Source organism: Rossellomorea vietnamensis (genome assembly GCF_025398035.1).
In the GTDB taxonomy this organism is placed as follows: domain Bacteria; phylum Bacillota; class Bacilli; order Bacillales; family Bacillaceae_B; genus Rossellomorea; species Rossellomorea vietnamensis_B.
Genome location: NZ_CP104558.1, coordinates 2,014,770 through 2,040,111 on the forward strand (window position 1 = coordinate 2,014,770; position 25,342 = coordinate 2,040,111).

General features: G+C 37.5%; 24 protein-coding genes. 5 read left to right on the plus strand and 19 right to left on the minus strand.

Annotation, left to right across the window (positions count from 1 at the left end):
* Positions 1-24: 24 nt before the first annotated feature.
* Complete coding sequence (locus tag N5C46_RS10455) at positions 25-324, minus strand: HNH endonuclease (RefSeq protein WP_261752018.1); 300 nt, start codon at positions 322-324, stop codon at positions 25-27.
* A 378-nt stretch (positions 325-702) separates the two neighbouring features.
* Between N5C46_RS10455 and N5C46_RS10460 the strand changes: the two genes are divergently transcribed.
* Positions 703-2,355: a Sau3AI family type II restriction endonuclease gene (locus N5C46_RS10460; protein WP_261752019.1), complete on the plus strand. Its 1,653-nt coding sequence runs from the start codon at positions 703-705 to the stop codon at positions 2,353-2,355.
* A 408-nt stretch (positions 2,356-2,763) separates the two neighbouring features.
* Here N5C46_RS10460 and N5C46_RS10465 read toward each other — a convergent pair whose 3' ends face one another.
* Complete coding sequence (locus N5C46_RS10465; protein ID WP_261752020.1) at positions 2,764-3,087, minus strand: nucleoside triphosphate pyrophosphohydrolase; 324 nt, start codon at positions 3,085-3,087, stop codon at positions 2,764-2,766.
* A gap of 243 nt (positions 3,088-3,330) precedes the next feature.
* Between N5C46_RS10465 and N5C46_RS10470 the strand changes: the two genes are divergently transcribed.
* Entirely contained in the window at positions 3,331-3,579 is a 249-nt protein-coding gene (locus tag N5C46_RS10470) for a helix-turn-helix domain-containing protein (RefSeq protein WP_261752021.1), read from the plus strand.
* A gap of 356 nt (positions 3,580-3,935) precedes the next feature.
* Here the strand turns inward: N5C46_RS10470 and N5C46_RS10475 are convergent, their stop codons facing one another.
* The 3 genes from N5C46_RS10475 to N5C46_RS10485 form a co-directional block, all read right to left on the minus strand.
* A complete protein-coding gene (locus N5C46_RS10475; RefSeq protein ID WP_261752022.1) occupies positions 3,936-6,239 on the minus strand; it encodes a hypothetical protein in 2,304 nt (767 codons plus the stop codon).
* A 106-nt stretch (positions 6,240-6,345) separates the two neighbouring features.
* Positions 6,346-7,050 (minus strand): TIGR04141 family sporadically distributed protein, encoded by a 705-nt coding sequence (locus N5C46_RS10480; RefSeq protein WP_261752023.1) that lies wholly within the window; start codon positions 7,048-7,050, stop codon positions 6,346-6,348.
* Positions 7,051-7,055: 5 nt separating this feature from the next.
* Entirely contained in the window at positions 7,056-7,958 is a 903-nt protein-coding gene (locus N5C46_RS10485; protein ID WP_261752024.1) for a DUF6119 family protein, read from the minus strand.
* 656 nt (positions 7,959-8,614) lie between these two features.
* Here N5C46_RS10485 and N5C46_RS10490 point away from each other — a divergent pair.
* The gene (locus N5C46_RS10490; protein ID WP_261752025.1) at positions 8,615-9,820 is read left to right on the plus strand and encodes a hypothetical protein; all 1,206 of its coding nucleotides are present in this window, start codon (positions 8,615-8,617) and stop codon (positions 9,818-9,820) included.
* 146 nt (positions 9,821-9,966) lie between these two features.
* On the opposite strand, the gene N5C46_RS10495 is transcribed toward N5C46_RS10490, so the two are convergent.
* From N5C46_RS10495 to N5C46_RS10520, 6 genes are all read right to left on the minus strand, one after another.
* A complete protein-coding gene (locus N5C46_RS10495; protein WP_261752026.1) occupies positions 9,967-11,652 on the minus strand; it encodes a hypothetical protein in 1,686 nt (561 codons plus the stop codon).
* Between the two features lie 247 nt (positions 11,653-11,899).
* A complete protein-coding gene (locus N5C46_RS10500; RefSeq protein WP_261752027.1) occupies positions 11,900-12,442 on the minus strand; it encodes a T6SS immunity protein Tdi1 domain-containing protein in 543 nt (180 codons plus the stop codon).
* A 13-nt stretch (positions 12,443-12,455) separates the two neighbouring features.
* Complete coding sequence (locus N5C46_RS10505) at positions 12,456-14,318, minus strand: T7SS effector LXG polymorphic toxin (RefSeq protein ID WP_261752028.1); 1,863 nt, start codon at positions 14,316-14,318, stop codon at positions 12,456-12,458.
* A gap of 12 nt (positions 14,319-14,330) precedes the next feature.
* A complete protein-coding gene (locus N5C46_RS10510; RefSeq protein WP_261752029.1) occupies positions 14,331-14,612 on the minus strand; it encodes a YwqI/YxiC family protein in 282 nt (93 codons plus the stop codon).
* Positions 14,613-14,852: 240 nt separating this feature from the next.
* Positions 14,853-15,497, minus strand: coding sequence for a hypothetical protein (locus tag N5C46_RS10515; RefSeq protein WP_261752030.1), 645 nt, complete (start codon positions 15,495-15,497; stop codon positions 14,853-14,855).
* Positions 15,498-15,846: 349 nt separating this feature from the next.
* Positions 15,847-16,101 carry a hypothetical protein gene (locus tag N5C46_RS10520; RefSeq protein WP_261752031.1) on the minus strand — a complete coding sequence of 85 codons (255 nt, stop codon included), beginning with the start codon at positions 16,099-16,101 and terminating at the stop codon, positions 15,847-15,849.
* Positions 16,102-16,491: 390 nt separating this feature from the next.
* On the opposite strand from N5C46_RS10520, the gene N5C46_RS10525 reads away from it, so the two are divergent.
* Together N5C46_RS10525 and N5C46_RS10530 are read left to right on the plus strand one after the other, a co-directional pair.
* Positions 16,492-17,205, plus strand: coding sequence for a hypothetical protein (locus tag N5C46_RS10525; RefSeq protein ID WP_261752032.1), 714 nt, complete (start codon positions 16,492-16,494; stop codon positions 17,203-17,205).
* Between the two features lie 179 nt (positions 17,206-17,384).
* Positions 17,385-18,116: a hypothetical protein gene (locus N5C46_RS10530; protein ID WP_261752033.1), complete on the plus strand. Its 732-nt coding sequence runs from the start codon at positions 17,385-17,387 to the stop codon at positions 18,114-18,116.
* Between the two features lie 190 nt (positions 18,117-18,306).
* On the opposite strand, the gene N5C46_RS10535 is transcribed toward N5C46_RS10530, so the two are convergent.
* From N5C46_RS10535 to N5C46_RS10570, 8 genes are all read right to left on the minus strand, one after another.
* On the minus strand, positions 18,307-18,945 hold the full coding sequence (locus tag N5C46_RS10535) for a hypothetical protein (RefSeq protein ID WP_261752034.1): 639 nt from the start codon (positions 18,943-18,945) through the stop codon (positions 18,307-18,309).
* Between the two features lie 520 nt (positions 18,946-19,465).
* A complete protein-coding gene (locus N5C46_RS10540; protein ID WP_261752035.1) occupies positions 19,466-19,957 on the minus strand; it encodes an LURP-one-related/scramblase family protein in 492 nt (163 codons plus the stop codon).
* A gap of 119 nt (positions 19,958-20,076) precedes the next feature.
* Positions 20,077-21,120 carry a thermonuclease family protein gene (locus N5C46_RS10545; protein ID WP_261752036.1) on the minus strand — a complete coding sequence of 348 codons (1,044 nt, stop codon included), beginning with the start codon at positions 21,118-21,120 and terminating at the stop codon, positions 20,077-20,079.
* Between the two features lie 251 nt (positions 21,121-21,371).
* Positions 21,372-21,980 carry a hypothetical protein gene (locus tag N5C46_RS10550; protein ID WP_261752037.1) on the minus strand — a complete coding sequence of 203 codons (609 nt, stop codon included), beginning with the start codon at positions 21,978-21,980 and terminating at the stop codon, positions 21,372-21,374.
* Positions 21,981-22,068: 88 nt separating this feature from the next.
* Positions 22,069-22,674: a hypothetical protein gene (locus N5C46_RS10555; protein WP_261752038.1), complete on the minus strand. Its 606-nt coding sequence runs from the start codon at positions 22,672-22,674 to the stop codon at positions 22,069-22,071.
* Positions 22,675-22,694: 20 nt separating this feature from the next.
* Positions 22,695-24,533, minus strand: coding sequence for a T7SS effector LXG polymorphic toxin (locus N5C46_RS10560; RefSeq protein ID WP_261752039.1), 1,839 nt, complete (start codon positions 24,531-24,533; stop codon positions 22,695-22,697).
* Between the two features lie 20 nt (positions 24,534-24,553).
* Positions 24,554-24,853, minus strand: coding sequence for a YwqI/YxiC family protein (locus tag N5C46_RS10565; protein ID WP_261752040.1), 300 nt, complete (start codon positions 24,851-24,853; stop codon positions 24,554-24,556).
* Positions 24,854-25,282 carry a DUF5082 domain-containing protein gene (locus N5C46_RS10570; RefSeq protein WP_261752041.1) on the minus strand — a complete coding sequence of 143 codons (429 nt, stop codon included), beginning with the start codon at positions 25,280-25,282 and terminating at the stop codon, positions 24,854-24,856.
* Positions 25,283-25,342 lie beyond the last annotated feature (60 nt).

A 25,342-nucleotide genomic window follows, 5' to 3' on the forward strand; every position in this document is an offset into this window, starting at 1 on the left:
TGTCAGAAGAAGGCTTTAGCAAGATTAAGCGGGGTAAGTTGTACTGTCAAAGTATAAACCATTTTCTTTCCTATCAAGCATGGCATGACAGTTAGGACATACTGGGATGAGGTCTTTGATTGGATCCACTTTGTAGTCTTTTTGGATTTCATGAAGCGGTACTATGTGGTGGACATGAATGAAGTCCCTTCCGACCTCCCCATACATATCCTCCAAGTTAAGCTCACAAATTTGGCACTCGACACCATAATACTCCATACATTTTTTACGGCCATGTGGGTTTCTTTCATAAACATTGACATTGATGGTAATCGGGTTAATCATTTCATTTCTCCTTATTATAAAGAGTGAAGCAAAGCGCCTTAAAACTAAAAGAACTCCATATCAAAAAGAGGAACCCTACTCCATCAAATAAGTAGATACCGACTATCCTGTAAGAATATGCAGTTAAGCTGAATGGGGGGCAGGCCCCGTTTTAAAATACTTTTGCAGTATATCTTCGGAAAAATAAAGCATGCGAACGAAGTCGGAATTGGTTACATACTTAAATACTTATGATGAATGGATATTTGTCAATATTATATAAAATCAAATACTAATTCTTATAGAAAGATTATCAAAACTTAGCTACCACGTTATTACAGCCATTGATATACTATATATAAACAATTATTGATAATATTGTAAGAGGGGTAGATTAGTTTGAGTAGTGTTTATAATTCCAAAGAGAAAGTACACAAACGAGCATTGGAAGCAATCGGAAAGACCCTGGGAGAAATTGATGTTAAAAGAACTTTGAATATTAATAATAAATCTTATCCAGGTAATGTAATAGAACAAATCTGGTTTGATCACCCAGCGGATAATAATGCAGATCCAGACTTTCCAGAAGCTGGAGTAGAATTAAAGGTCACTCCAATTGATATACAAACAAAAAAAATTAACAAGAAAAAAATCACAAAAATCATTGCTGGGGAAAGACTAGTCTTAAATAAGATTAATTACCAAAATGAATTTGGTAAATCGTTTGAACAAAGTTCATTCTGGCATAAGAATAAGCTAATCGAATTAATTCAATATTATAGACGTGATGTAGCAGATAAGAAAAAGATTTCTAGTGGAGAGATGATAGAGGATAAGACAAAATTTCGAGTTTCATACGCTAACCTTCTTACAATGACAGAGTTAAAAGAATTTGATTTGCCTAAAGACACGGTAATAAAAATCCCTGAAAAAGATTTAGAAATCATCAAGCAAGACTGGAATAAAATATCCGAACTCATAAACTCCAGTAAAGCTCATCAAATATCTGAAGGGATTACAAATTATCTAGGAGCTTGTACAAAATCAACAACAAGTGCTGTTTTTACAAAACAAAAGAATACAACTGTCCCTGCGAAGCCTAGAGCCTATTCATTTAAAGCAAAATTCATTAATGAACTTATTAATAATCATATTATTGGTAAAGACCACACCGATGCAATTGTAAGCATTGTGAAAGATGTTAGTGAACTAAAAAGTAAAACTCTGGAGGAAATAATTTTATCTAGGTTCAAACCTTATTACGGTATGAACCAAAATGAATTAATACAAAAACTTGGAATCAGAATAGGAAAAAGCCAACCACAAAAAAACATTAACAATATGATAATTCGTGGTATTCTAAATTTGCCAACCACTACAGATGAAGTTACATCAGAAGAAATTGAAAAAGCAGATATTAGCTTAAAAACGGTTGCTTTAAGGAATGGTCAACCAAAAGAGCATTTTAAATTTATGGGAATCCCTTCATTTATCAATCTAGTTAACGAATCATGGGAGGAATCCTCAGTAAATGATTTCTTAGAAAGAAAAAAATTTCTACTCCTTGTCTTTAATGATCTCAATAAAAAGAAAAAGGATGGAAAGTCTTACGAAGCTAACCGTGAGAAAATTATTTTCAAAGGCGCTACCTTTTGGAATATGCCAATTTCTGATTTAGATGGGACAGTACGGAATATTTGGGAAACAGAAGTAAACAAAATGAAAAATGGTGTTGAATTAACTTTTTCCAAAAATGATAAGGATGAAATCAAAGTGAAAAATAACTTCATTAAACCCTCTCTCGAAGCTATCTTACATCTTCGTCCAGATGCCAAAGTTGCACAATACAAATCACAATACTATAAAAACGTGGTAGACAACGGTATTCCTAAAAAGAAATTAATGAATAATGCCAGGAAATTACCCAGTCCAGCTAAATGGATAAATCGACCAGAAAATGAAAAAGAAAATTTCACAGATGATTATATGACAAAACAAGCTTGGTGGTTAAGTAAAGATTATATTTATGAACAAATTAAAGGTATGCTGTAAAGTATTTATCGGGGGGATTATCATTAAAAAACAAGAACTAATCTTATTCAAAAATAAGCAAAAGTACAATTTTATGATTATCGGATTTACCCGTGCAGAGGAATACGGGGAAATTTACTTTACCAATCACAATAGGCAAACTTCTGTTTATAGAGGTTCCGATGTGAAGGAAGTTATTAAAATAGCCAAGAGAGGAAGCATCAGCTCAAATCATTGTTCTTAATTTGAGACGAAATATCCCATTCTACACCGTTACAATTAATTAGAAGTAAGTGGGACGGTTCTACTGGCTCCGAATTAAGAGAACCGTCCCCTCGCTTCCTTCAAAGCTGTTTTGTTAGTTGGCTTCCACCTTGCTTAGAGATTTATTTATTCATATAAATTAGATGAGTTACAAATTTAATTGAATCAATCCTCTACCCCATTCAGAAATATCTTTTTCTCAAATCCCCCACGCTTCCCAGCCTTCTCTACCCGAATTGCTTCCACTTCTTCGATAGAAGATTCATGCTGCTTCGCCAAAGACCTGATAACCTCCAACAAATCAGCAAGCTCTTCCACTGCTTCTCCATCTGTTTCAGCCGCACAGAACTCGTCTAGTTCCTCATAAGCCTTTACTTTTAAATACTTTATGTAGTCTTCATCGTTGAGGATCCTTGTTGAAAACCCCTTACCTTTACTTTCAATGATCTGTGGGATTTTATCCCGTATTAACTTGTTGTAGGTCGGCATGCTGGTGACCTCCTATAGATTATATTATCTATATTTTAACATTTAAATGGAGTCCATAGAGCAAAGATGGGTTTTTTACCAATTCTCAATTCCTATTAGCCACCTGAATGTAGTAATCCCTTTGAAATAACCAGTGGAAAAATAAATTTAATTTATTTTACATAATTTGTAATAATCCTACTTACTGTTCGTGGTGCATGATTTTCCCCAATTTGATAATGGTTCTAAAAAGGGGAGAATCCTTTGGTAAAAGAAGATAATAAGCCTTTTGCGGAATTACTGGGTAAGCTACTGAAGAGAAGAAGGGTTGAAATGGATATGACCCAGGCTGAGTTTGCCTGGATCACTAAAATGTCTGAAGAAGGCTACGGAAGGATCGAGAGAGGAGAAAGTATTCCAACCTCACTAACACTAAGTAGAATACATAATAATACAGGAATTAGTATTGACCGGATTTTTCAGGAAATTGATAGATTAGAAAAAAAAGAATAAGTCAGAAGAAGAATGACTTGGTAGTTAATCGGGGGGCTTACCATTAAGAAACAAGAATTGATTCTATTAAAAGGGAAGCACACATATAATTTTTTGATTATCGGCTTTACCCTTGGACATGATTATGGGGAGATATATTTTACAGATCATAATAGAAGAACTTATATATATAGGGGTTCGGATGTGAAGGAAGTTATTAAGCTAGCTAAGAGAGAAAGCTATGACTTACATAGGAAGTAAGCCATAGCTTTCTTTATTGTTTTGTATCTTACCATTGATATCTAACAAACCTCAAGTAATTTCACTGTTAGGTTGCTTTAAGAGGCAATATTAGCTGTTAAGAATGTGCTACAGAATTAAAACAATTGTTGCTTCTCAGTCATAGAAATATAATCTCTTAAATCATCACTAGAGTTGTAAAAGTCCTCAAGTAAAAGCTCTTCAACCTTTTCTCTTAAACATATTACCTTAATCTTCTTGATTCCATCATGATGTACAAGATAGTCTTTATCTTCTGTTAAAGTATATCTACCATCATCTGCATCGAAGTTAGTATATCCTTCTTCTTCAAAATCCCAACATATTAAATGTGAAACAAGCACCATCGAGTGTCCTAAATTATCTTTCTCACCTAGTTTATACTTTAATTCCACATAGGAATAAGCACCTTCATTATTATTTGAAAACTCAGTCCATTCACTATTCCATTTGCTCTCAAAGCGGACCTTCATATTAAGTGCATTATACAATGAACCCTTTTTAATCTTAGCGACACAATCTATTCCTTTAGATTCGTTATAATCTAATAAAATAAAGTCAAATTTATCTGGGAAAAGATTTAAAAACATGTATAAAACGCCATATGTTTGTACTTCATTTAAAGGCTCAAGTAAGGTACCAGTGAATGGTTTTTCCTGAGTTAAAAAATTCGACTTAATTAATCTTCTATTTTTACTTTTAGCATTATTCACACGATTAACTAATTCATTTGATGGTTCAATTAATAGTTTTGTCTTTGAGCTAATAATACTTTTAAGTTGTGCCAGTTTCTGCGAAGCATCTTTTACTACATTCTCAATATTACTAATTAATTTTTCAGCACTTTTGGTTTCGGCACCACTTAATTTATTTCCATCAACTATATTAGTAATAAATTGGGATATATAACCATTTTGTTTATTCAATTCTGCAACAGCATCCTTAACAGGGATTAAATCAATTTGGGTACCTATAGATCGGGCTTTAGCAATATTATTCTCAATTTCAACCTCATAATAGTTCGCTTCTTCAGACTTGCTTTTAAGACGGGAAACTAGCGGAGCATTAAGTTTTGGTTCTTTTTTTGGCTTCGCTTTACTTCTATAGTTTTTTGTATAACTTGACAGTGTAGTATTAACCTTCTCGTTGATTCTATCTTTTATCAGTGACGCTAATGAGTGTTTTAAGTCGTATCTATTTTTGTTAACTTGAATTCCAAGAAAGTCATCAAATATAGGTGAAAAAGCCATTTCAAACCTTAAATAGTTCAAAGATGGATGATCAACACCTAATATTTTCGCTGCCCTACCTATATAACGATGGTTTCTTTTAATATAAAAACCTGAATCTTCAATAGAAGGTAACATGCAACCTGGTAAATCTCTATTTACTTTACTTTTGACACTTGCTATTAAGAAAGCAGCATTTAAATGATACATATTTATTATAATTTTTTGACTTAAAAAAGCATCATCACTTTCAAAGAAGGCCCTATATTTTCTCTTTATACTTTCCTTCACATAGGAGTCTTCCATTTTTAATATATCCTTTAAGGTAATTTCTATTCTGTCTATTAACTTTGAACCTATTCCATACTCTACATATAATTCTTTTCTTAGAAATGGATCAATGGCCTCTACTTTTTCGTCATTGATAAATATATTAGTACCCATTTCTAAGTAATCACTATAGGTAATACCAAACTGCTTCAGCAGACTATTAACTATACCAGGTACACCATCTGCCTCAACCTCGGATTTCCTTACTCCCTGAACATGAACGACAGTTCTTACATTGAATTCAGGATCATCTAGATTTAGTTCTTTATCTCCAACTGTTATTTCAGGATGAAGTTTCGCTTGATAAGTGAAAATTTTGTTTGAAATATCACTGCCTTCCAAACAATTCATCCACCATCCCGATTCTTTGGTTCTAGAATAAAAGTATAATCTTGTTCCTACGTTCAAATGGGAAGACATCCCATAATGAAATAAGCCATTTAATGAATTTAAAGCATTTAAATTACGAAACCTTTTGGTTTTTTCTTTTCCAAAATCGAATACTGTATCCACTAAAGTTCCAGGTCCATTATCTAATATTAGATAGGAATACCTTCTAGAATTATCATCTTGCTCCCCTATTCCATCAACGTTCTCCTTGTCACCCTTATTAAATTCCTTTGTTTCATTATAAATTTCTTCAAACACATAGATTTTTATTTTTCTATCAGAGTTAGTTATATCCGTAAAGTAAAAAGCATCACATGAGTCATCTGTTGATTCCATTAGCGCTTCAGAAAACTTAAAACCGGACTTTCGTTTGCTTATATCTATTGTTACTTCTTGTTTTTGTTCTTTCAGTATTTGTTTTGATTTGCTTACACTTATACTTAATACGTTCATGACCACATTTCCCCCTTACAAACTAAAATGAATTACTATTGAAAATTTTCTGTTATATTTTATAATTATAATCCACTTATTCCGAATTTGCTGGTCTTACTGTTAATTATGTTTTGAGAATGTGGGCTTTTTGGACATTAAATTGCATTCTCTTTAGTGCTTTAACATTGTGTACAAAATTTAATTTTGAAAAGAAAGGAATCCTATTATGGATTTCTTTCTCACCTTCATATATGATAGCATACACAATTGTGTAATCCCCTGGGTTGAAGGCGTTAGAAACAAATACGTTCTCAAATTCATCATTTTCTCCCTGATTCTCTTTTATCTTTGTTCTGATTGTAGGTAGTACTTCTTCAGGAAAATTTACTAGAGTTTCAGCGCTAATCCTTCCTTGAGAAAATAAATGGCTCAAAGTAGAAGAACTACTCCAAGGTTTCACATGGATCAAATGCTTTTCTAGTGATAAAAGATCACAAAGTTCAAATCTAGCATTGTCTATCACTATATTAATTCTATCCATGCATAAAAGGCTCTCATGATTTTCAGCTGCAGCAACGTTATAGGCATTCTCAGTTTTGAGAGTAGAACTATCGTACTCAATCAAATCAATGTTTATTTCTTCTATGTTTTCTATATAAGAATTAATTTGATTTAAATACTCTTTATCGATTAAATACCATTGACCGAGAGTTAATATGAAGTAGTTTTCCTCATGTTCTACTTCACCAATTAAGCAGTTATATACCGGCCACCGATCAACTAACTGTTCAGTAGACGAATTAAATACTAAAACTTTATCACTCTTCAATTTCTTTAAAGAGTATCATTATCTCCTTTTGGCTTTTTATTTCCAATATACGAAGCTAAACTTAGCTCATCTTCTTTATTGCCAGTTGCTAAGAATGAATACACTAAATGGTCCTCCATATTTATTATTTCCGGAGGCGCAAGGTGAATTGATTCATCCTCAACACCATTACGATAGCATTCATTAATCTTGTTAACTAAACCAGCATTTAACGAGTTAATTAGTAAAGGGTCCTTTATTTCAGATAGATAATCAATCCATTCAAAATGTTCTTTATACCTGGTGGATCGACTATCTTCCAACACCCTGTCACACAAATCTTTCAGGGTAGCAAATGAGAAATCATAATAAAAGTGAAATGGATCTCTACCGGCAATTACCTTTCCATATCTATTGAAATCTCTGGCTTCAGCTGTTACAGACTTCAATAAATCCCTAGTATCATCAATGTTAAACTCATAAATATTTGACGATTTGCTCGTTTGTGTTCTGGATTGAACAGTAACAGTGTCAATTGTAGACGAATCAATACTTTTTAATTTACTTACTTCACAGTTATTAAGCACTACTTTAAAACCAAATCCCCTTTCATATGATTCTGGTTTGAGCATGTGCTTTCCATGTCCAAAAACAAAAGCAAAGATTCGTCTGCTTCTTTTAATAAGCAAAACCAACCTTGTAGATTGATTATTTAAGCTCGGTGGATCGGTCAACCCTTCCTTCACTTCCGAGTACCAAGAAGGTTCACTTGAATCATTATGACCAATGAATACTTTACCATTCAAGTCAAGCCCTTCTCTTAATTCAACAACCTGATCATATTTTTCATCATCTAATACATCTTCAAATTCGGTATACTCTTCTTTTATTAAGTAGACAGTGTATTTTATTTTGGACGAATCTGACATTTTGCGGCCTCCTTACTTTTAGGGTAGTGAAGGTTAAAAAGTTTTTCGTTAATTACATAAATAGTTGCTGACTGGATTTTCAAAAGTATAATGAAATTTCCCCAATCTTGGTTTTTACTATGTAATATTATGGTAACATAAAAGGAGTATTTTACTAGTATTCAATGAAACGAGGAACCATTTATGCCTATAGTAGAAAGAGATTACTGGAATGATGATCGTTATCGGCCTAAAAGCAAAAAAACTCCCAAATGGTCATGGGGAGTCACCAGATTTATCCTCTTAACACTTTTCATCTGTGGATAACCAATGAAACTCAACGAAATCACATGAAATCCTTTCTACTTATATAGAAGAAAGGATATTTACGTCCATTAATGATTGAAGGATTGCAGAAAGCTGATCTGCGTTATCATTGAGCAGGATGGAACGTTGACGTATTGGCTGAAGGATTATTATAGGTGGGAGATTGGAGTAGGGATAACAGAAATTGGTCCGAACTCTCCCTTTTAATGGACAGACTTTCATTTTGAAGATGTGGTCAGTCCTCCGTCACAATAACAAATTAGTTTACCTAGGTACTAAACACAAATTCATTAACAATAAATTAGAAACGAATATAATAGGTTAAATTTCTACAAAAAGGAGACATGAACTTGTTGTTTGAATTCTTAAATAGCATAAATGAATATAGGAAAAAAGAGTGGGTCAAAAATATAGTATTTGCTCTTAGAATCTTCTCTACTATTGCATTATTAGTTACAGGTATAAGCCTGATTACACTATCTATTGGGTATGCTTTTCTATATGGATATTACTTTAGTGGAGATGTCTCTTCAGCAACATCAATCATGGAGCTAATTACTGTCATCGTTCCTTTTAACAAGTATTCTATAATAGTGATATGCACTTATATAGTTCTTTCTGTTGTATTTATTTATTCTTTGATACATGTTATAAAAACGAAAAATATTTTACTTATATTTGTTTCCTTAATATTCTTCGCCGTATTCCAATATTTATTAACGACCTTTTTCACTGGAGAAGTGAACTTTGAGAACCTTTTATATACTCTTTCAATGTGGTTTCTACCCGCAATATTTTCTAGCATATTTTACTTTGCATTTCTAACCTCGACTAATATTCTCTCCTGTAGCTCTGGGGCAGCACTAGGAATCGTGATCTTTTACTACTTAAATATATCAATTGAAATAAATAGTGACCTTGGTTATTTGATACTTTTATTCTTAATACCCTTTACTGGAATAACAATTACTTTCCTATATAAAAAATTCAGGGTGCTACAACGCTTTGTTCTCATCCCTTTATTTCTATGTATATTTTATTTAGGTAATATATCTCTATTAAGAATAGATGATACTAACTATTTAATAATTGCACAAATATTAATAATAATATCAGGTTATTCTGCATCATTCGTAGTCCCTAAAAAGTGGTTCAATACCTCCAATCATTCTCCTGAAAATGCGAATGACGGTTTAGAGGAGAAAAAGGGGTTTGATAATTTCGTTCACTTTTTTGAAAAGAATAATAAATACACTCTGTTAAACTCTTTTTCTATTCTGATACTTACTATTCTAATCATAATACCTTCTTCATCTTTAATAACAGGGAAGTACATTAGTAGTTTTATACCTAATCAATCAATAAAAAAAGAAAAAGTAATGATTTATAGCAAACCATTGTATGAAGGGAATTCTACTAAAGACTCAAATGAATACAACGATGATGAATTAACGGGAATAATAATCGCTATTAAGGATGATATTATTTATTTATCAAATGAAAATAGACGATTAGAGAGGGTTAGGACACAAGAATTTAGAACTTTTGTTAAATAGCTTCTAAATATTTTGTAAAATCCTTTAAAGATTATCACTCCTTCTGCATATAATCCTTCAAGTTGCATTAAATCAGCCTTTAAGATTTTATCTTTTCTAAATGCTGACAACTTAAACAAGAAATGGACAAGACCTCCCCTTGTCCTCTACTCCTCAATATAAGGCAACTCCCTCAAATGCCCTGTCTGCTCCACCATCACATAATAAAACTCTCCATACTCCACCCAGCGCAATGGAACCTTCATCGTAAGAACATTCTCTTTATTGTAAACACTGATCTGCTTCTTATCATACGTCACCTTCTTAATCTCCTGAAGGGGAATGCTCTCCTTCTTCTCACCCGTGACCTTCCTCAATTCCCTGCCCACAATGACGACGGCACTCCTCTTTTTCTTCCATAGTTCATAGAGGGTCAGGATCCCTCCAAGGAGAGTGAAGCCGACGGAGATGTAGACTTCGGTTTCCGTGATGCCATTAATGAAGACCCTGATCCAGTGGGAAATCAGGATGGCATAGAAGAACCACAGGCCTTTAGGTAGGCTTGGTGAGCTCTCGTAGTAGACGGTCTCTTCATTCTCACGTGCGTATTCTTCCCGTTTTTTCAGGAAGTGCTGTTTGTGCTCCTCGACGGTTCTGTTTTGTATCTGCTTGAGGTCGGTATGGGTGCCTTCCCACATGTCCGCACTGTCACCTTCTTCCTCAAGGCTATGTCCTCCCACCCAGGCAGCGAGTACCTCGTCCCCATGGGAGAAGCTCATCAGATAATAGCGCAGGGGCTGACCGTATGAGTTCACGGTTTCCACGGAATCGACGACCTGAATGTTTTCCGGAAAGATATGTAGCTCCTCTCCTTCTTCATCTTGCAAATGGACCAGATGGTTAAAGAGATGTGCCTTGGCAAGCACCGGCTGCTTCGGACTGACCGGGAAGAGATGCTCTTTATTGTGTTCCGCGAGCCCCCAGTACATCATTTCTGCACTTTCGACATGGGTGGAAAGCGATTGGAGGATGTCCGGTTCAACCGGGATGTTCTTATTCATCGCAACCACGACCGCATTCGTGCTGATGCGTGGATCCTTGAACGACACCGCCTCCTTCAGGAAACCTTCTGCCTCTTCGGAGTAATAGAAGTTCATCAACCCGATCAGTACATTGAGGCGGTACCTCAGCCGGAAGTACGACTCTTTCCACGATTGATACGCATAGTTGGACCGGTATTCCTTGTAGTACTTGAGGTACTCGTCCCGAAGCTTCGCATAATCAGCCAGCAGCAACGGAAGGATCCTCGCTCTCTTATACCCTGCCTCCACTCCCGACTCATTGATCGCTGTAATGAAGTCATAGTACATATATTTATAATAAGGGGATTCCAACTGATCAATCGTCTTATCCACAATCCCCTTCAATAGCACGGGAAACTCACACAATTCCTCAACCGGCAGCACGACTTCCTCATGGGTAACCAACTGCACCGTCTTGTCATGAATTTCCTGAAAGATCCCCTCATCCTTTGTCAGCAGCAGACACTCAAGAGCCCGCACCTTCGCATTCGGATCAAACCCATCAAAGCGCAACAGCATCTCATCAATGATCTCAGGCATCGGATAATCACACACAAACTCCACCAACCCAAGGGAAGGATTATCCCACACATCCACCCGCTCAGGAAACGTTGAAGCCGCCTCTTTCACCATATCCTTCAACATCTCCACCCGGATCTTCAGATCATCCTGCCCCTTCAACTCATACAACTTCCCAAGCGCCTCATACCGCGTCCCCGGATCCGCACTGTGCAGCTGCTTCACCAAACTTCTCATCTTGATCTCGTTCATAGGTACCCCTTCTTAGTAAGAAATTTGATTATTTCTTTGTTATTTTTTTATGGGGGAGGGAGGAGTACATGTGTCTTTGGGACTAGGTAAATAAAAAATTTTACAGTTAGAGTTTTCTCCATTTAACATAAAAAGAAGCACGAGATTCGCCCTCGTGCAACCTTTGTTAGAATAAAAAAATAAAACACCTGCTGCCTAAATACAAGCAAGTGTTTTAGTAATTTAACTAGTAACTGAATTTAAAACATTATTGAACTGGCCCCATAAATTCAGTAATAATAAGAATATGTTCTTTAAGTTTGACTTTTTTTAAGTTCTCGACTTTTTCTTCTCCACCTAGACCTAGAAGAGGTGTATAACCGAAGCAATCTTCATAAGATAGTTCTCCAAAGTTTTCAACAGCTTCGGGATATGGTTTCCACTTCAAATACTCATCTCGAAACTTTTCTGATTCTAAGCTACTGAAGAAATGCAAAAAATTCGGCATAACTGTTTTAATTACTCCATATCTAAAATTAAGCAATCTTACATAACCATCCGCCCATAAAACTAAATCTCCCATTCCAGTAGCAAATAGCACGACAGAATCCGTATATCTTTGGCTACACTCTTTTAGAATATCAACGTACTCTTCTGGATTAACACTTTTCAAGTACCCTTGCATAAAAGTTCCAAATCCATATTCCTGCCACATATCTATTATTTCTTTTGGAACAAGATTTTTATATTTTTCTATTACTACGCTTGGAACATTACTTGTTATCTTAAAGTCATTTAGTGTTTTTTCCATACAATAAACCTCCTTAATGTGTTAATTTTACATTTAAATAGGTGTTTTCCAATTGCTCTGGTGTCATATTTTTTGCCATTTCCCGTATTTTTTCATCGATAACATCAATTCTATATCTCCATTGAGATCCAATTGAAGAGTTAACTCCCTTATGCCCCATGCCACCAATTTGATCCGGTTTTCCACCTGCAATTTGATCTGGATTATGAAGCGCCGCTTGAGTATTCAGCCATTCTTTAGCTTCACTTTCTGCTTCATCAAATGATTTCCCGTTATCCATTAGTTCTCCAACCTTATCAGAAAATGCTTCCTCTCGAGCCGTTTGTTGAGCAACATTGCCTTCTATCGCTCGTCCCTCAGCAATGTACCTATCTCTATTTTTCAGATATTCGTCAATCGTTAATTCATTCATACCTTTTTCCTGATCCTTTAATTGTCTCACAAACTCTTCTGAATCATATTTTGCATTGTACTTAAAATTAACTTCTATTTCTATAACTCTAGGTGCATGTTTTAAGTTCTTCCCAGAAACCACCACATGCCCATCCTCATTCAACAACACCTTCCCCATCCTCGAGAAAGTCTCCGACTGAGCCACCCTCGAAACCGGACCGGCCACTACCTTTTGATAGGTCTTCTCCATCACCGATTTCACTTTCCCTGGATTCAGGACATGTTTGGTCTTCCGGAACAGCTCTTGAAGAAGTCCAGAAAAAGAGTTCAATCCCAGTGCCCTTTTTCCGGTTCGGGAAGAAAGCAGCTGATGTGCGGTGTCTTCCACTTTTCCAAAGGTGCTTTTGACTCCGTTGTGGATGAAGGATTTGATACTGGCCGTCGTCATAACGTTGTAGGGTACGTCCGTTTTGGAGCTCATTTTGCCGGCTTTGCCCATCTTGCCGACTTTGTCTACGCCTTTCGCTCCGAAAATGGATGCGGCGATGTATGTTCCCGCGTAGGAAAAGTATCTCGCCCGGCTTCGCACATCTCCGTTGACGACTTCTTCTTCAAAGGATTGTTTCAGGTCCTTCCATATGTACTTCGCCGTGTCGATGGGGTGAAGGACGGTATGAATGATGCCTTTGAAGAATCCGATGGGATCGGTGAACAGGGCGATGAGCGTGTCAACGAGATCGCTGACGATATCCACAATCGCAAACAGGGCTCCTTCCACGGTCCCAAGAAATTCGGATACTTTATTTTTGACCATGACCGATGTAAACTCGGATAGTTTGAATAGAAACGATGAGTCTTCCTGATGAGCCTTCTTCTCTATTATACCAAGCTTTCCTTTTTGAAAAACAGTTTGGAGCCGAGCGATTTGCTGCGTCATCGTGTGGACCTGTTCTTCAAGGGAAGATAGAGAGGCCGTTTGAGTATGGTCGAACTCATGCAGCTTTCGGAGGCTGAGTTCTTTTTCCTCCTGGGCATGGGTCACCTGCTGTAAAAACGACCAGTCCTGGATTCTTGGCACCGATACGATGTCTGATACACTTCTGATGGTAGCATTGGCTTCCCCCGTCAGTTCCACCGTTATCTGCCGTGCCCGGTGAAGCCCTTCTTCTACTTCATTGTCCAGAAAGCTCTGCCTCATGAACCCGTCAGGCGATGGCTCTAAGTGACCTAGAGCCTCCTTCATCTGCCGAATGACGGATTGATAGTCGGATAAAAACAACCGGTACTGTTCCAACATGGGAAGGTGCTGACTCCGGTAGAAATCCCGGATTGCATTCCCGCCCTCCCCCTTAAACGCATCATCCAGATTGACCACGTCCTGAACGGCTCTTTCCATCTGTTGTACCTGATCTTTCTGAGAGGACAGGGTTTCTTCTATTTCGTTCATTCCATTGTGAAAGCCGTCAACATCCAGTATTTTCATAGAGTGCCTCCCTTACCGGCTCAAGGTCATGGTAGAAGAAAGAGTGCGATCGGTTTCTTCCATGCCTTCTACAGAAAGTTGCGTGGCCGCCTGGTTTTCCATCAGAAGCTCTTGATAGCTCTCCAGCATCTTTTGGCATTGTTCATTGAGTTCATTCAGCTTGTTGATGACCTCCAGTTCATTCGCCCCGCCAATCTGCTTTGGATACGTCGTATTCCAAGCGTCAATCGTCTGACGAAGCTTGGAAAGCGCCCTCTCCGTCTCTGAGTACTGAATCTGGATTTCAGTGTGCATATGATCGGTCCTTTCTATATAAATCTATTTATTTTTAACATCCTATAAAATTCCAATTCATAGAATATCGTACCATCGTTTCTGTGGTCATTCTATTATGAACCAAGGTTTTTCTAGAATTAGGAAATAGTGCTCATTTCTTAAGTAACAAAAAAGTAATTAGACGTATTCTTTATTAAAAAGAAGCATGAGAACCGTCCCCATGCTTTCCTACCCATTTATTTTTGGCGAATTCAGCTTTTATACACAAGTAGGAAGAACTAAAAATCCAGCTATAGTTAATTGTATATTTCCAAGAGAGTCTATTTCGATGGCATATGATCTAGCACCTATACCGATTTGGCAGAAGTCAGGACAAGGAGTGGGAGTACAAGTGTAGCAGATAACATTGTTGACGCAGAATGTTTCTCTATTAGCTGCAGTAACTAATCCAAAACCGCAGTTTGGAGTGGAGTGTATACTTAGGGAAAGTCTTAGGGAACCAACAGCACGTACACGATTTACGGCAATCTCACATCCTGTAATTGGAGGCTCTCCGGGACATGGACTCGTAACGGTTGCACCTTCAAGAATACAGGGTTCAGGAACACAATGAATACAGCAAGCATCAATGGCAAAATCAACCTCTATACTTTCATATCCACATGAAGAAAACGGTGTAGCCGTTCTTATACGAAACGGAACTAGACGATTACAAGGTGCTGAACCGCAGGAAGGGACAGTCACTTGTTCTCCTGTTTCACCCTCAAATCCTTCATTTTCTTCTTTGAAATTTTCTATAGCTTTTATAATTCCTGGACGATCCTCTTCTACTACATTTATAAAATATATCCCGTTTTCATCAATAGATTTTTGCAACTCTTTCATACTATTACCTATTTTCATTACTTTTTCTCCTTTTAAATTTTTGTAACTTCCTGAAGCACTTATTAATAGAAGAATCTACTATCAGGGTCTGCATGAATGTCACGTTCAATTACCGTGGAAAGTCCCTGCATTTTTTCATTTAAGTGAAATGACATTTCTTAAAGATGAATAAAACCCATAGCAATGACTTACTATGGGCTCAAAATTCACAAAGAAATACACTCCTGTCTGAACCTCATCCGCATATAAGCACACTCTCTATAAGAGATAGGGGCTATAAGATGGAGTGAAGGGACAGAAATTCATTTAGTCCTTTTGATAGATTCTTTTCTATCAAACGATAAACCCTTTAAACATTTACAAAATACTAGCATTCCAGAGGATTACGATAATACTCGTGAGGTGGAAAATGGAACGTCCCACCTATAACAAGGATACGTTGACCTTCTTGAAATATAAGTGTTTGAGCATCGATTCCTTGCAAAGTCAGTTCTACTTCTGAATCATTTGATTTTGCTGTATAAAGTACCACGCCGTCCGATAATGAGCGATCCCAGTTTTTATCGAAGGTTGCTAATAAAACACGATTGGATACTGAATAGTTTGTTTTAATAGTTTTCATGAAATCACCTCCTTTCTTTTAATACATTATGCAAAAAGGGGAAAAATGGGATTTCGTTTGCCTATTATGGGGAAAAATGATGAATCCACGGATTTTTAATTCCTTTAGCCTAATAAATAGACTTGCCTATACCAATCTTTCATAATGACATACCTTATAGAGTAACGATTGAAAGATAACAGGAGAGAAGTCTATGAAACTGAAGCATGAAGCTGTTAAACAATTAGAAGATAGATTAAAAGTTCAATTGGGCTAGGAAGTAAAAGAATTGAGAGATGATCTGATCTATTAAACTCAAAAATAGGTGATGAAGTAGGGGTTATGACGAATAGCGGTAAAATGACATTTGGAAGTGTGGCTTAAACTAATGATAGAAAAGAGGTGATATTCATGAAAAGTCATTCAATAAGCGATCAGTATGAGAAGTCTGAAAGCCTCCTTAAGTATTACAATGCAGTTGAAACCTCAAGTACATTTTTAAAAGTAATACCGGTGAGTACTACTGAAACAGGGCTTGAAGTTCCTTTGAGTTTAAAACGTATTTGCCCGGGAGATCAGATAGAACTAATTGCAACCATTAATTGGTTAGCTGCGTTAGGAGGAACTCCTATTGTCGCTGCCCAACAATTTCTAAGTACTGAGGAGGTAGTGACAACTGTCCAGACAAACATACATTATTTGCTGGAAGTTCCTATTGTCTTTACTGTTTATCGTGATGGTGTATTCATGCGCCAAACAATGGATTTTAGAACACTTTTGTTCTCATTCAATATTCCAAGTATTGTCATCACGGATTTTACAACTATAGGGGATATCGTTCTCAGACCATTATCTCCTACTATTACAGGGGCACCTCCTTCAGCAACCACGACATTTCAGTGTCTTGATAAAAACCCATTAAAAAGTGATCATGTGTATAGCATAACTGCTCAAATACCCAGTTTTTCCCTAGTGACATTTACACCTGTTCTAAGTACAACATCCACAGAAGTTCCACTCATACCGATAAGAACTGCCTGGACTATACCTTATTCTAAGTTTGCTGCCGTTTCGTCCGTTCATTTTACAGGAAAAGTCATTGTTGAAAAGAATGAGGATAATTAAACATCCTGGAGACGTAGTTATGTTCACTTTTTAAAATGAAATTCTGTAAAACTCCGTTGTTTTTTGCACATCGTTGATTCGAGTTGAAGTTGGCCAATCCAGGTGTTGCTGAGTACCTTCAATGAAAATCAACAAACACAATTAAGAGATCCTAAAATAATTGAAAGGAGGTGTTAATGATGAACTATCAATCAAAAATCGGCCACCATGGGAATTCTGATGAATTGCTAAAATATTACGATTCAATTGAAACATCTTCTTCATATTTAAAAATGATATCAAATAGTGGTACCAGTGAAACACCATTGGATGTTGCATTAGACTTAAAACGTATCTGCTCACATGATCGGATAGAATTAATTGCCACAACAAATTGGCTGGCGCATTTAGGAGGATCTCCTGCTGTCCAAATTACTATCCCAAGAACTGATCAGTTGTTAACAACTAACCTAACACCCTTATATTTTCTACTAGAGGTACCAATCACATTTAATGTGTATCGTGATGGGGTATCTGTATACAAAACGACGGATTATCGAACACTTTTGTACAATGCCAATATACCAAGTACGGTAACATCTATTACGGGTGTCACAAGGCTAGAAAGTATCGCTCTCCGCCCTGTAGCAGCCACTTCTACTGGGACACCGCCTGCAGCAACCACCACATTTCAATTTATTGATCAAAACCCATCCAAAGAAGAGCATGTCTATACCATAAGTGCGCAAGTAAACAATCTATCACTTGTAACATTTACACCTGTTTTAAGTACAACATCCACAGATATTCCAGCAATCCCGGTAGGCTATAATGCGAGTTATGGTTCACTGTCTTCTTCTGTATCGTTCGTTAGTTTTTCCGGAAAAGTTTTTGATAAAATGGAGAATTTTTGTAAGGGTGACTATGAATGAGAATGTCGGTGCCGCCAAGGTGGCCTAGTATACTTATTACAAATACTCCATTGTGACATGACAAAGCTGAAGGCTGTCCTTAATGGACAGCCTTTAAAAGTGAGCAGTATAAGAGCTGATGCTATTTTAATCGCCTAAACATACATACTTTTTTATAAAAATCATGTAGTTTTTGAATGGCGCTTCCGCATCAGATGGATGTATGAAAAAGGTGACTTAAGTCTTCTTCTTCAACTCTGCCATCAGAGCGGATGATCATCTTTTTTGCATGAGGTTCCTTAGCTGAAGGTTCAACAGAATCTTGCAGAGTAGGTAATTTAGCTGACACAGAATCATGCTTCTTACATGAACTGTCAGAATCCGGGCATGGGGTAATCGTTGTATTCCCTCCATAACCAGCGAAATAAATGAGTTGTACTTCACCAGAAGGCGTTATTCCTAAAAATGAAAAATAAGACACAGCCTCTTCCATTATAAGGGTAAACCCCCCTTCTACATCTGAAGATCCCGGAGTGGTGATCCTCCCCGTTCCCACAACCGTTAAATACTTGACGTCATTTTCTTCCACACACACTGGGCTGTTTACACTACTAGAACTAAATTCAAATGTTTCAAAATCAAACGTAACAAAACTATCTTTATTCACGCAATCAGGACAAATACTTGCTTGGAAACGAGCTGCATTAATAACTCCGCTACATTCACACTTCTTCTTTTTGGCAGAATCATTACAATGCACGTTTACCACCTGATTAATATTGATTCCGCCTTGCGCTTTTATCAAATCCATTAATTCATTGCTATACATAGCTTTTTTCTTTTTTCCCATCTATCATTACTCCTTTTACTCCAATCTATGAGAAACTCCCTTTAGCTGTATAAGCGATTGTACCTATATAAAAAATCTTAATGGAATTAGTTCGAACTGAAAATACGATCCATGTTCAAGAGGGTGTGCAGGGGGACTGACCCCAAATCTTCAGTAAAAGAAGAGATTAAGTATCAACAAAAGAATTATCATGGCTCTGACCCAACAATTTGGTTTATACTGGGAACAGGCAAATGGTGTAGCAAGCATCATACTTGTTCCTTGCTTCTATTAACAATCTAGAAAGGTGTGTCTGAAATGAAATACATAGTCGGCATGTATGTGGTTATGTCTATGATGATATGTGTGAATTTGATAAGTGGATATCTATTAAACGGAGAGTATTGGGCGATCGCCTGCTGGGTGCTTACCGGGTTGTTTTTCTTTGGCACTTTATTTTTCATTAATGCTAGATATGTATTTTCGAAGAAGAAGGTTGAAAGTTAAAAGAAGCACGGGGACGGTTCCCGTGCTTCTTTCTTTAAAACGTTGCAGTATTATTCGCCTGATCCGCCTTCACACAATCAATCGCAATCACAAGCGCCAGGATCACAGTCTCCATCTCTTCCTCCAGTATCTGCACCCTGTAGCTGTCCCCCCAACTGAACCATTCCTTCCCTACTTCGCCTACGACTCTGCCTTGGTGCAGTACCTTAAAGTTCATATCCATCCAGCTTCCTTCCACTTCAATGCCTTCCGCATCAATGGAATACTTGGCCTTCAGAAAGGATAATTCCTTCTTGATCGTCACAACCTCTTCACCATTCACCTCGACAAAAAATGTCGGCAGAAAGCTCAACACCTTTTTCGTGATCAGGGCTACTTCATCCCGATCTTGATTCATAATGGTGAATGTCTTCGGGACCTTCATAAAACTTCCCTCGACATAATAAACGTCCTTCTCATCCTGGTCCTTTACGGTGAATTTTTCGCTCAGACTGAATACTTTCTGTTTGATGTAAAGCTCTTTCATAGTAGTGCCCCCCATTTTATTCTCTCCTTTATATACGATTGAGATGGGGATAAGTTCCAGTCATTCTACAAGTAAAAAAAAGCCGTTCCCTCACAAAAGGAACGGCACATACTCTCTCTTTATCTCTCACACGCCCAGTCATCCTTATCACGGTCATGCTTCCGTGCATATGCTGGATGATCGGAAGGGACTCCATCCGGATAGACTTTTCTCAGTTCGGTACAATTTTGATAGTACTCTTGTTCTTGAGCAGCTGCGGGTTCTTCCGTTGAGGCACTGGAGCTGGAATTAGATGTTGTCGTTGTTTTCTTTTCTTCCTTTGCATCCAGATCCCCTTTGGTCGTACCATTTTCCCCGTATGCCCAGAGACCCGTTCCATTCTCCCTTGCTTCCCGGGCAAATTTCACGAAGTAGTCGCTGTACTTCACATCCGGATTGTAGGTCGACGGCTCTGCATATCCGTTTAACACCAGGTCGGCATTGAACATCTTCGTCCGGATTTCTTCTTCGTCCATGTCATCCTTAGGAATCTCAAGCCAGATAAGACGCAGGGAACGATTGTAACGGTCCGTTTCGGACACATCTTTTTGGAGCCAGACCGTCTTACCTTCCAGCTTTTCGGTCGTATAGTTACTGGCTTCTTTTCCGTATTCTTCTGTTCTCGTTGTGGACTCAGGGGTGTTGACGCCGATGAAGCGGACTTTTCTTCCATCCTTCAATTCGACTGTATCGCCGTCCACCACGCGGGAAACCAGCACTTCTTCTAATCCGAATGTGTCGGCAAGCTCCTGCTGCTCTTTCTCAGCTTCAGCTTTTTCATTTGCTGCCGTATCTTCTTCTTCCTTGGCTTTCTTCTCTTCTACCGCTTGTTTATCTTCCTTTGCCTTTTGATCGACTTCCTTATCATCCTTCTCAGTGGTTGCTGCTTTATCCACTTGATCTGATGGAGCTGCACAGCCCCCGAGGATGATTCCCAGAATTCCGACCGTAATCAACCAGCCTGGTTTCCTTAAGAACATCCTTCTGCCTTTTCTCTTTTGAGAAGTTTGGTATAAGCTAAACCCCACGATCAATAATCCAACCCAAGCTAGAGGCGTTATCATCGTCAGAAGCATGGTGACAACGATGGCAACGGCAGCCAAGATCATACGTGATCCGTTCATTTTAGCACTCCTTTTTCGTTAAAAAAATTCTTGATCCCCTTTGGCTGACCGCAAAATTGTTTAACAGATTTGTATGTTAATTGTATTATAAAATTGCTTATTTATCAGATAATAACGAAATTTTAGTACTTCACGAGTAAAAAAGGAGAATCTACGGAAACTTGGGGACCGTTCTATCGCTTCATACAAAATGAAAGAAGCACGAGTCGCCCCGTGCTTCCGTACCTCTCATTTTCTATTCAGTCAAACCTCTATCCCAGCAGATATAATTCTTTTAACGTTTCTATAAAATCATCATCGTTTTTCACTTCAGTCTTATTAATAAGAGCATAAAATTGGCTTAGTTTAAAAGAAAAATTATATAAAACAATAGCTGCACTATTCAAGTTTCTAGATTTAGTTATGTACGTCTTAGAATCACGCTTTCCTAAGAATAGAACATTGTACTTATCGTTCGTACTTTTTTCTAATATTATTTTATCAGGCATCATTTTTAATAGTGAATAATAGTTTCCATCTAAAAATGTTTTTAACATCTTTTGAAGATCATTTAGTGATGCTACATTTTCAACCGCAATGTGACCATCTGTATTATATTTTCTTTCTTCTAATTTACTCTTTGATAAGAAATATAGAGCTATGATGGATTTATATTTATCAGTAAATACATCTACTTTGTATTCATTTCCATCGTTAACCTCAAAAAGCTCATAAAGGTCCATTCCTTCATTTAAAGTTAATTTAACGGTGGTTTCAGGATAATCCCCTCCATTTACTGGTGCGACGCAAATAATATCTTTTTCATTTTTCATTACTTTAAATTCCGTCTCAATGAAATGATATATACCATTTATGGCCACATTCTAGACTCCTTTTTGTTTAATGTAAAAAGAAGCACAAGATCTACTCCTGTGCTTTATGTTCCATCAACTGCTTTATCATTTTCCTTCACTTAATAAAAATCTCAATATCATTATCATCAAATTTATTTTCTAATACTCCATTTTCTAAATATGTCTTTTCCACTACTTTAAGCAGGTGAAGAGCATATGCCAGTTTGTACATTGCAAAGATACCCCTTTCTAAATTCAAGGGCAATGTAGAAAATTTCCTATTGTTTTGTTGATCAATATAACTCACTACCATTTTACTTTCTGACACCTCGGCAAAAATTGATTGCGGTCTCATTTTAGTGAAACTATAACATTCCTCCCTAATGCCTAAAGAATCAAAGAACATCTTTGTTTCTTCCCGGGTTTTTAAATTTCTAATAGGGTTATTAGGAAAATGAATTTTCTTAAAATAAAATTTCCTCAACGTCTTTAAATAGAAATATTTAATTGCATCTTCTTTATTATGGAATTTTTTGATTTTATCTCTTTCTGGGGAAGGCCGATTTTCAAAGTTCATCTCAGAATAATACCATTCATTATTATTAGCCTCTAATTGATTGTAATTTTCATAGTATCCAGTTTGTTCTCTTATCGATATATCATCTACAAGGAGGTTTATACCTAAATCTTTACATATACGAAGTAACTGTTTAGTGTTCAAGGAAATCTTCCTTCCCTTCATTACTCAATTATTTTCTCAATATACCCGTAATCTAGCAAATTTTCTACTGTTGCTTCGACCATATTTCCATAGTCATCCATAATTTTAATTTGAGTATTATATTGTACTCCATAACCTAACTCATCAAACCAGGGGGCAATCTCTCCAGATCTAACTTCAAACCCATTAATTATACGGTATTTTGTGTATGGCTGATCCTTCATATGAGGGGGTAATGCCCTTTTTTCATAACTTGTCCCTACAGGAGAAAAGTATTTGCCAGTTGGATTACTTCCGTACCTATCAATTTCATTACCTGGTTTAAGGGTTTCTACCTTATATTCTCCTTTAACGAAACCATCAATATTGGGATCTCCTTTTGTCCCTGGCCAGTTTATTTCTCCAGTCTTCTGGTCATAGTATTTAGGATTATCATAAACATGTTTATATTCTATATAAAGTTCTTCATGCGGAGAATACTTCCACCCAGCGAGTTTATTTTTATCTTTGTCGGTTATGACAATACCGGGTTCATCATCTGTATAAACCTTTTTCCTAGTTCCACTTTCCTGGACCTTAACATCACTTTCTACAGAAAACCGACTCCACCCAGGCTCTCCACCAACCAACATACCATTATCAGCAGCTACCATCGGCCGGTTATAAAGATCATCAACCCCCAAACGAATCTGATTCCATCTATGAGTCAATGAAACCTTCGGAACTGTCCTAGGTGCAGGAGTTGGTATATTCGTGCCACCTTTCACTTTCAGCCCGGGTTTGGCACCTCCGACAAGAAGTGCTGCCAGGCCAAAGCTATTCATCCAGTGTTCTTTGGAGTAGGTGTCTTCTGGATTGACTGCCCCGTTGAAAAGGTCCATCCCACCCATCGTCAGGTAGTTGATAAAGTCAGAGCCGGATTCGGTTGCTACCTCCGCTCTTTCATTCAGACCACTCATAAAGCCTTTGCCTAAATCAAGGCCGCCAGCCGTAATATAGTTCCCAAAATCATAGACGGAGTCAAACTTCTCTTCATTCCGTTTCTCCATCCCTGCCCAGAGATCCTGTCCGATTTCCTTAAAGCTGTTAAGGGATTCCATGAACGGATTCTCATTGACTTCTTCTTCCAGAAGGGGCTTGGGCTCTCTTGCCTGTTCCTGGGCTTCCTTGAATTTCAAATAAGATTCTGTCTCTGCTGTAATATCATCCGTTAGCTGATAGGTATCACTGGAGTAATAAGCTGCTGCATTGAAATAAAGCGGTGATATGTGACTGCCCTGCGTGGACGAGTCCATTAACTGCTTCATAAGACTTGTGAGTACCTGTTCACTGGTTTCTAAATGTTGATATTCCTGTGTTAATTCTTCATCAAATTGATTGACGGCGTCAAGTGTATCTTCTCGCTTCCTCCTCGCGTCTTCCATATGGGCATCGAACCGTTCCCTCGAAAAGACGTTCAATGGATGGATATCGCTTATACGATTGAGGATTCCTTGAAGTTCCTGCTGTTGTGCAGCAACCATTTCATCTGATCGTCTCTCACTCTGTCGGAGATCTTCCTCCAGGAATGGAAGTCCCACCGATTCCCTGCCAAGGTTTCTTCCATCGGCGTCACCATGAATGCCGTCGAAGAAAGCGATGTTCCTTTCAGCCAGTTGAATCCAAACCTCAACGACATCGATTTGAGCGCCGTAGAAACCTTTAATGGCATCGGCACCCTTTCCCTGGAATTCATCGTCTAGGTCCACAATGGCTTGAAAAGAGTGTTTAAGTGTTATCAGTTGATCTTTTAATGTTTCGTATTCATGTCGGCGTGATGACATTGCGTCGAGTAAAGTAGGGGCTTCATATACTTTCAATGGTCGCGTCTGCCTTTCTTTCAGGATTTAGTTACAGCTTCATCCTGTTGTTTTAAAGCTTCTACATTCGCTTTTGTATCTTGTATATTCTTTTCAACAACGGCGATGTAGTCCTTCAATATCTGGTGAATATTCTGTTCACGTTGGATCCATGCATCTGTATAATGCAGCTTGTTCCGTCCCAACTGCTCTTGTGCAGGTGGATTCAACTGTAGCCGTTCCAGATTGTGCATCACTTCATTCAGTTTTGCCATGACTGCATGATGGTTGAGCTTGATTTGCTGTGCTGATCCCCCTCCAGATCCCGGGTTCACATTCATCTAAAACAACCTCCCTTTCAAGTCACTGAGTTTATGAGAAACCTGCTCATAAAAATCTTCCCCTTTGGAAAGTAAATGTTCTGCATCTTGAGCCAAATGACCATAGAAGTTCATTACACCCTGCTGAGCTTCCAATACATGAATCTTTGATTCTATTGAACTGACATACTCGTCATAGTTTTCATGTCCGATTTGCCTCATGGCCTGGAGGGCAGAATCCCGTTCCGTTTGATATTTTTCAGACCTTGGGCCCATCCAACTTTTATGTAATTCCGGCTGTTGAATTAGTTTAATTTCACTAAGTAGTTGACTTTGCTCATGCAAAATGGCGTTCTTCGCTTCCCTCAACCGCGAAATCTTTTCCTGAATATCGCTCGATTGGGAATGGATCACACTCTGAATGTAATTTAACTCATTGTAGAGTCCCATTTCGGCATCTCCCTTACCAATTAATCCGCTAATATACCTATAAAATTCCAATCATCTTTG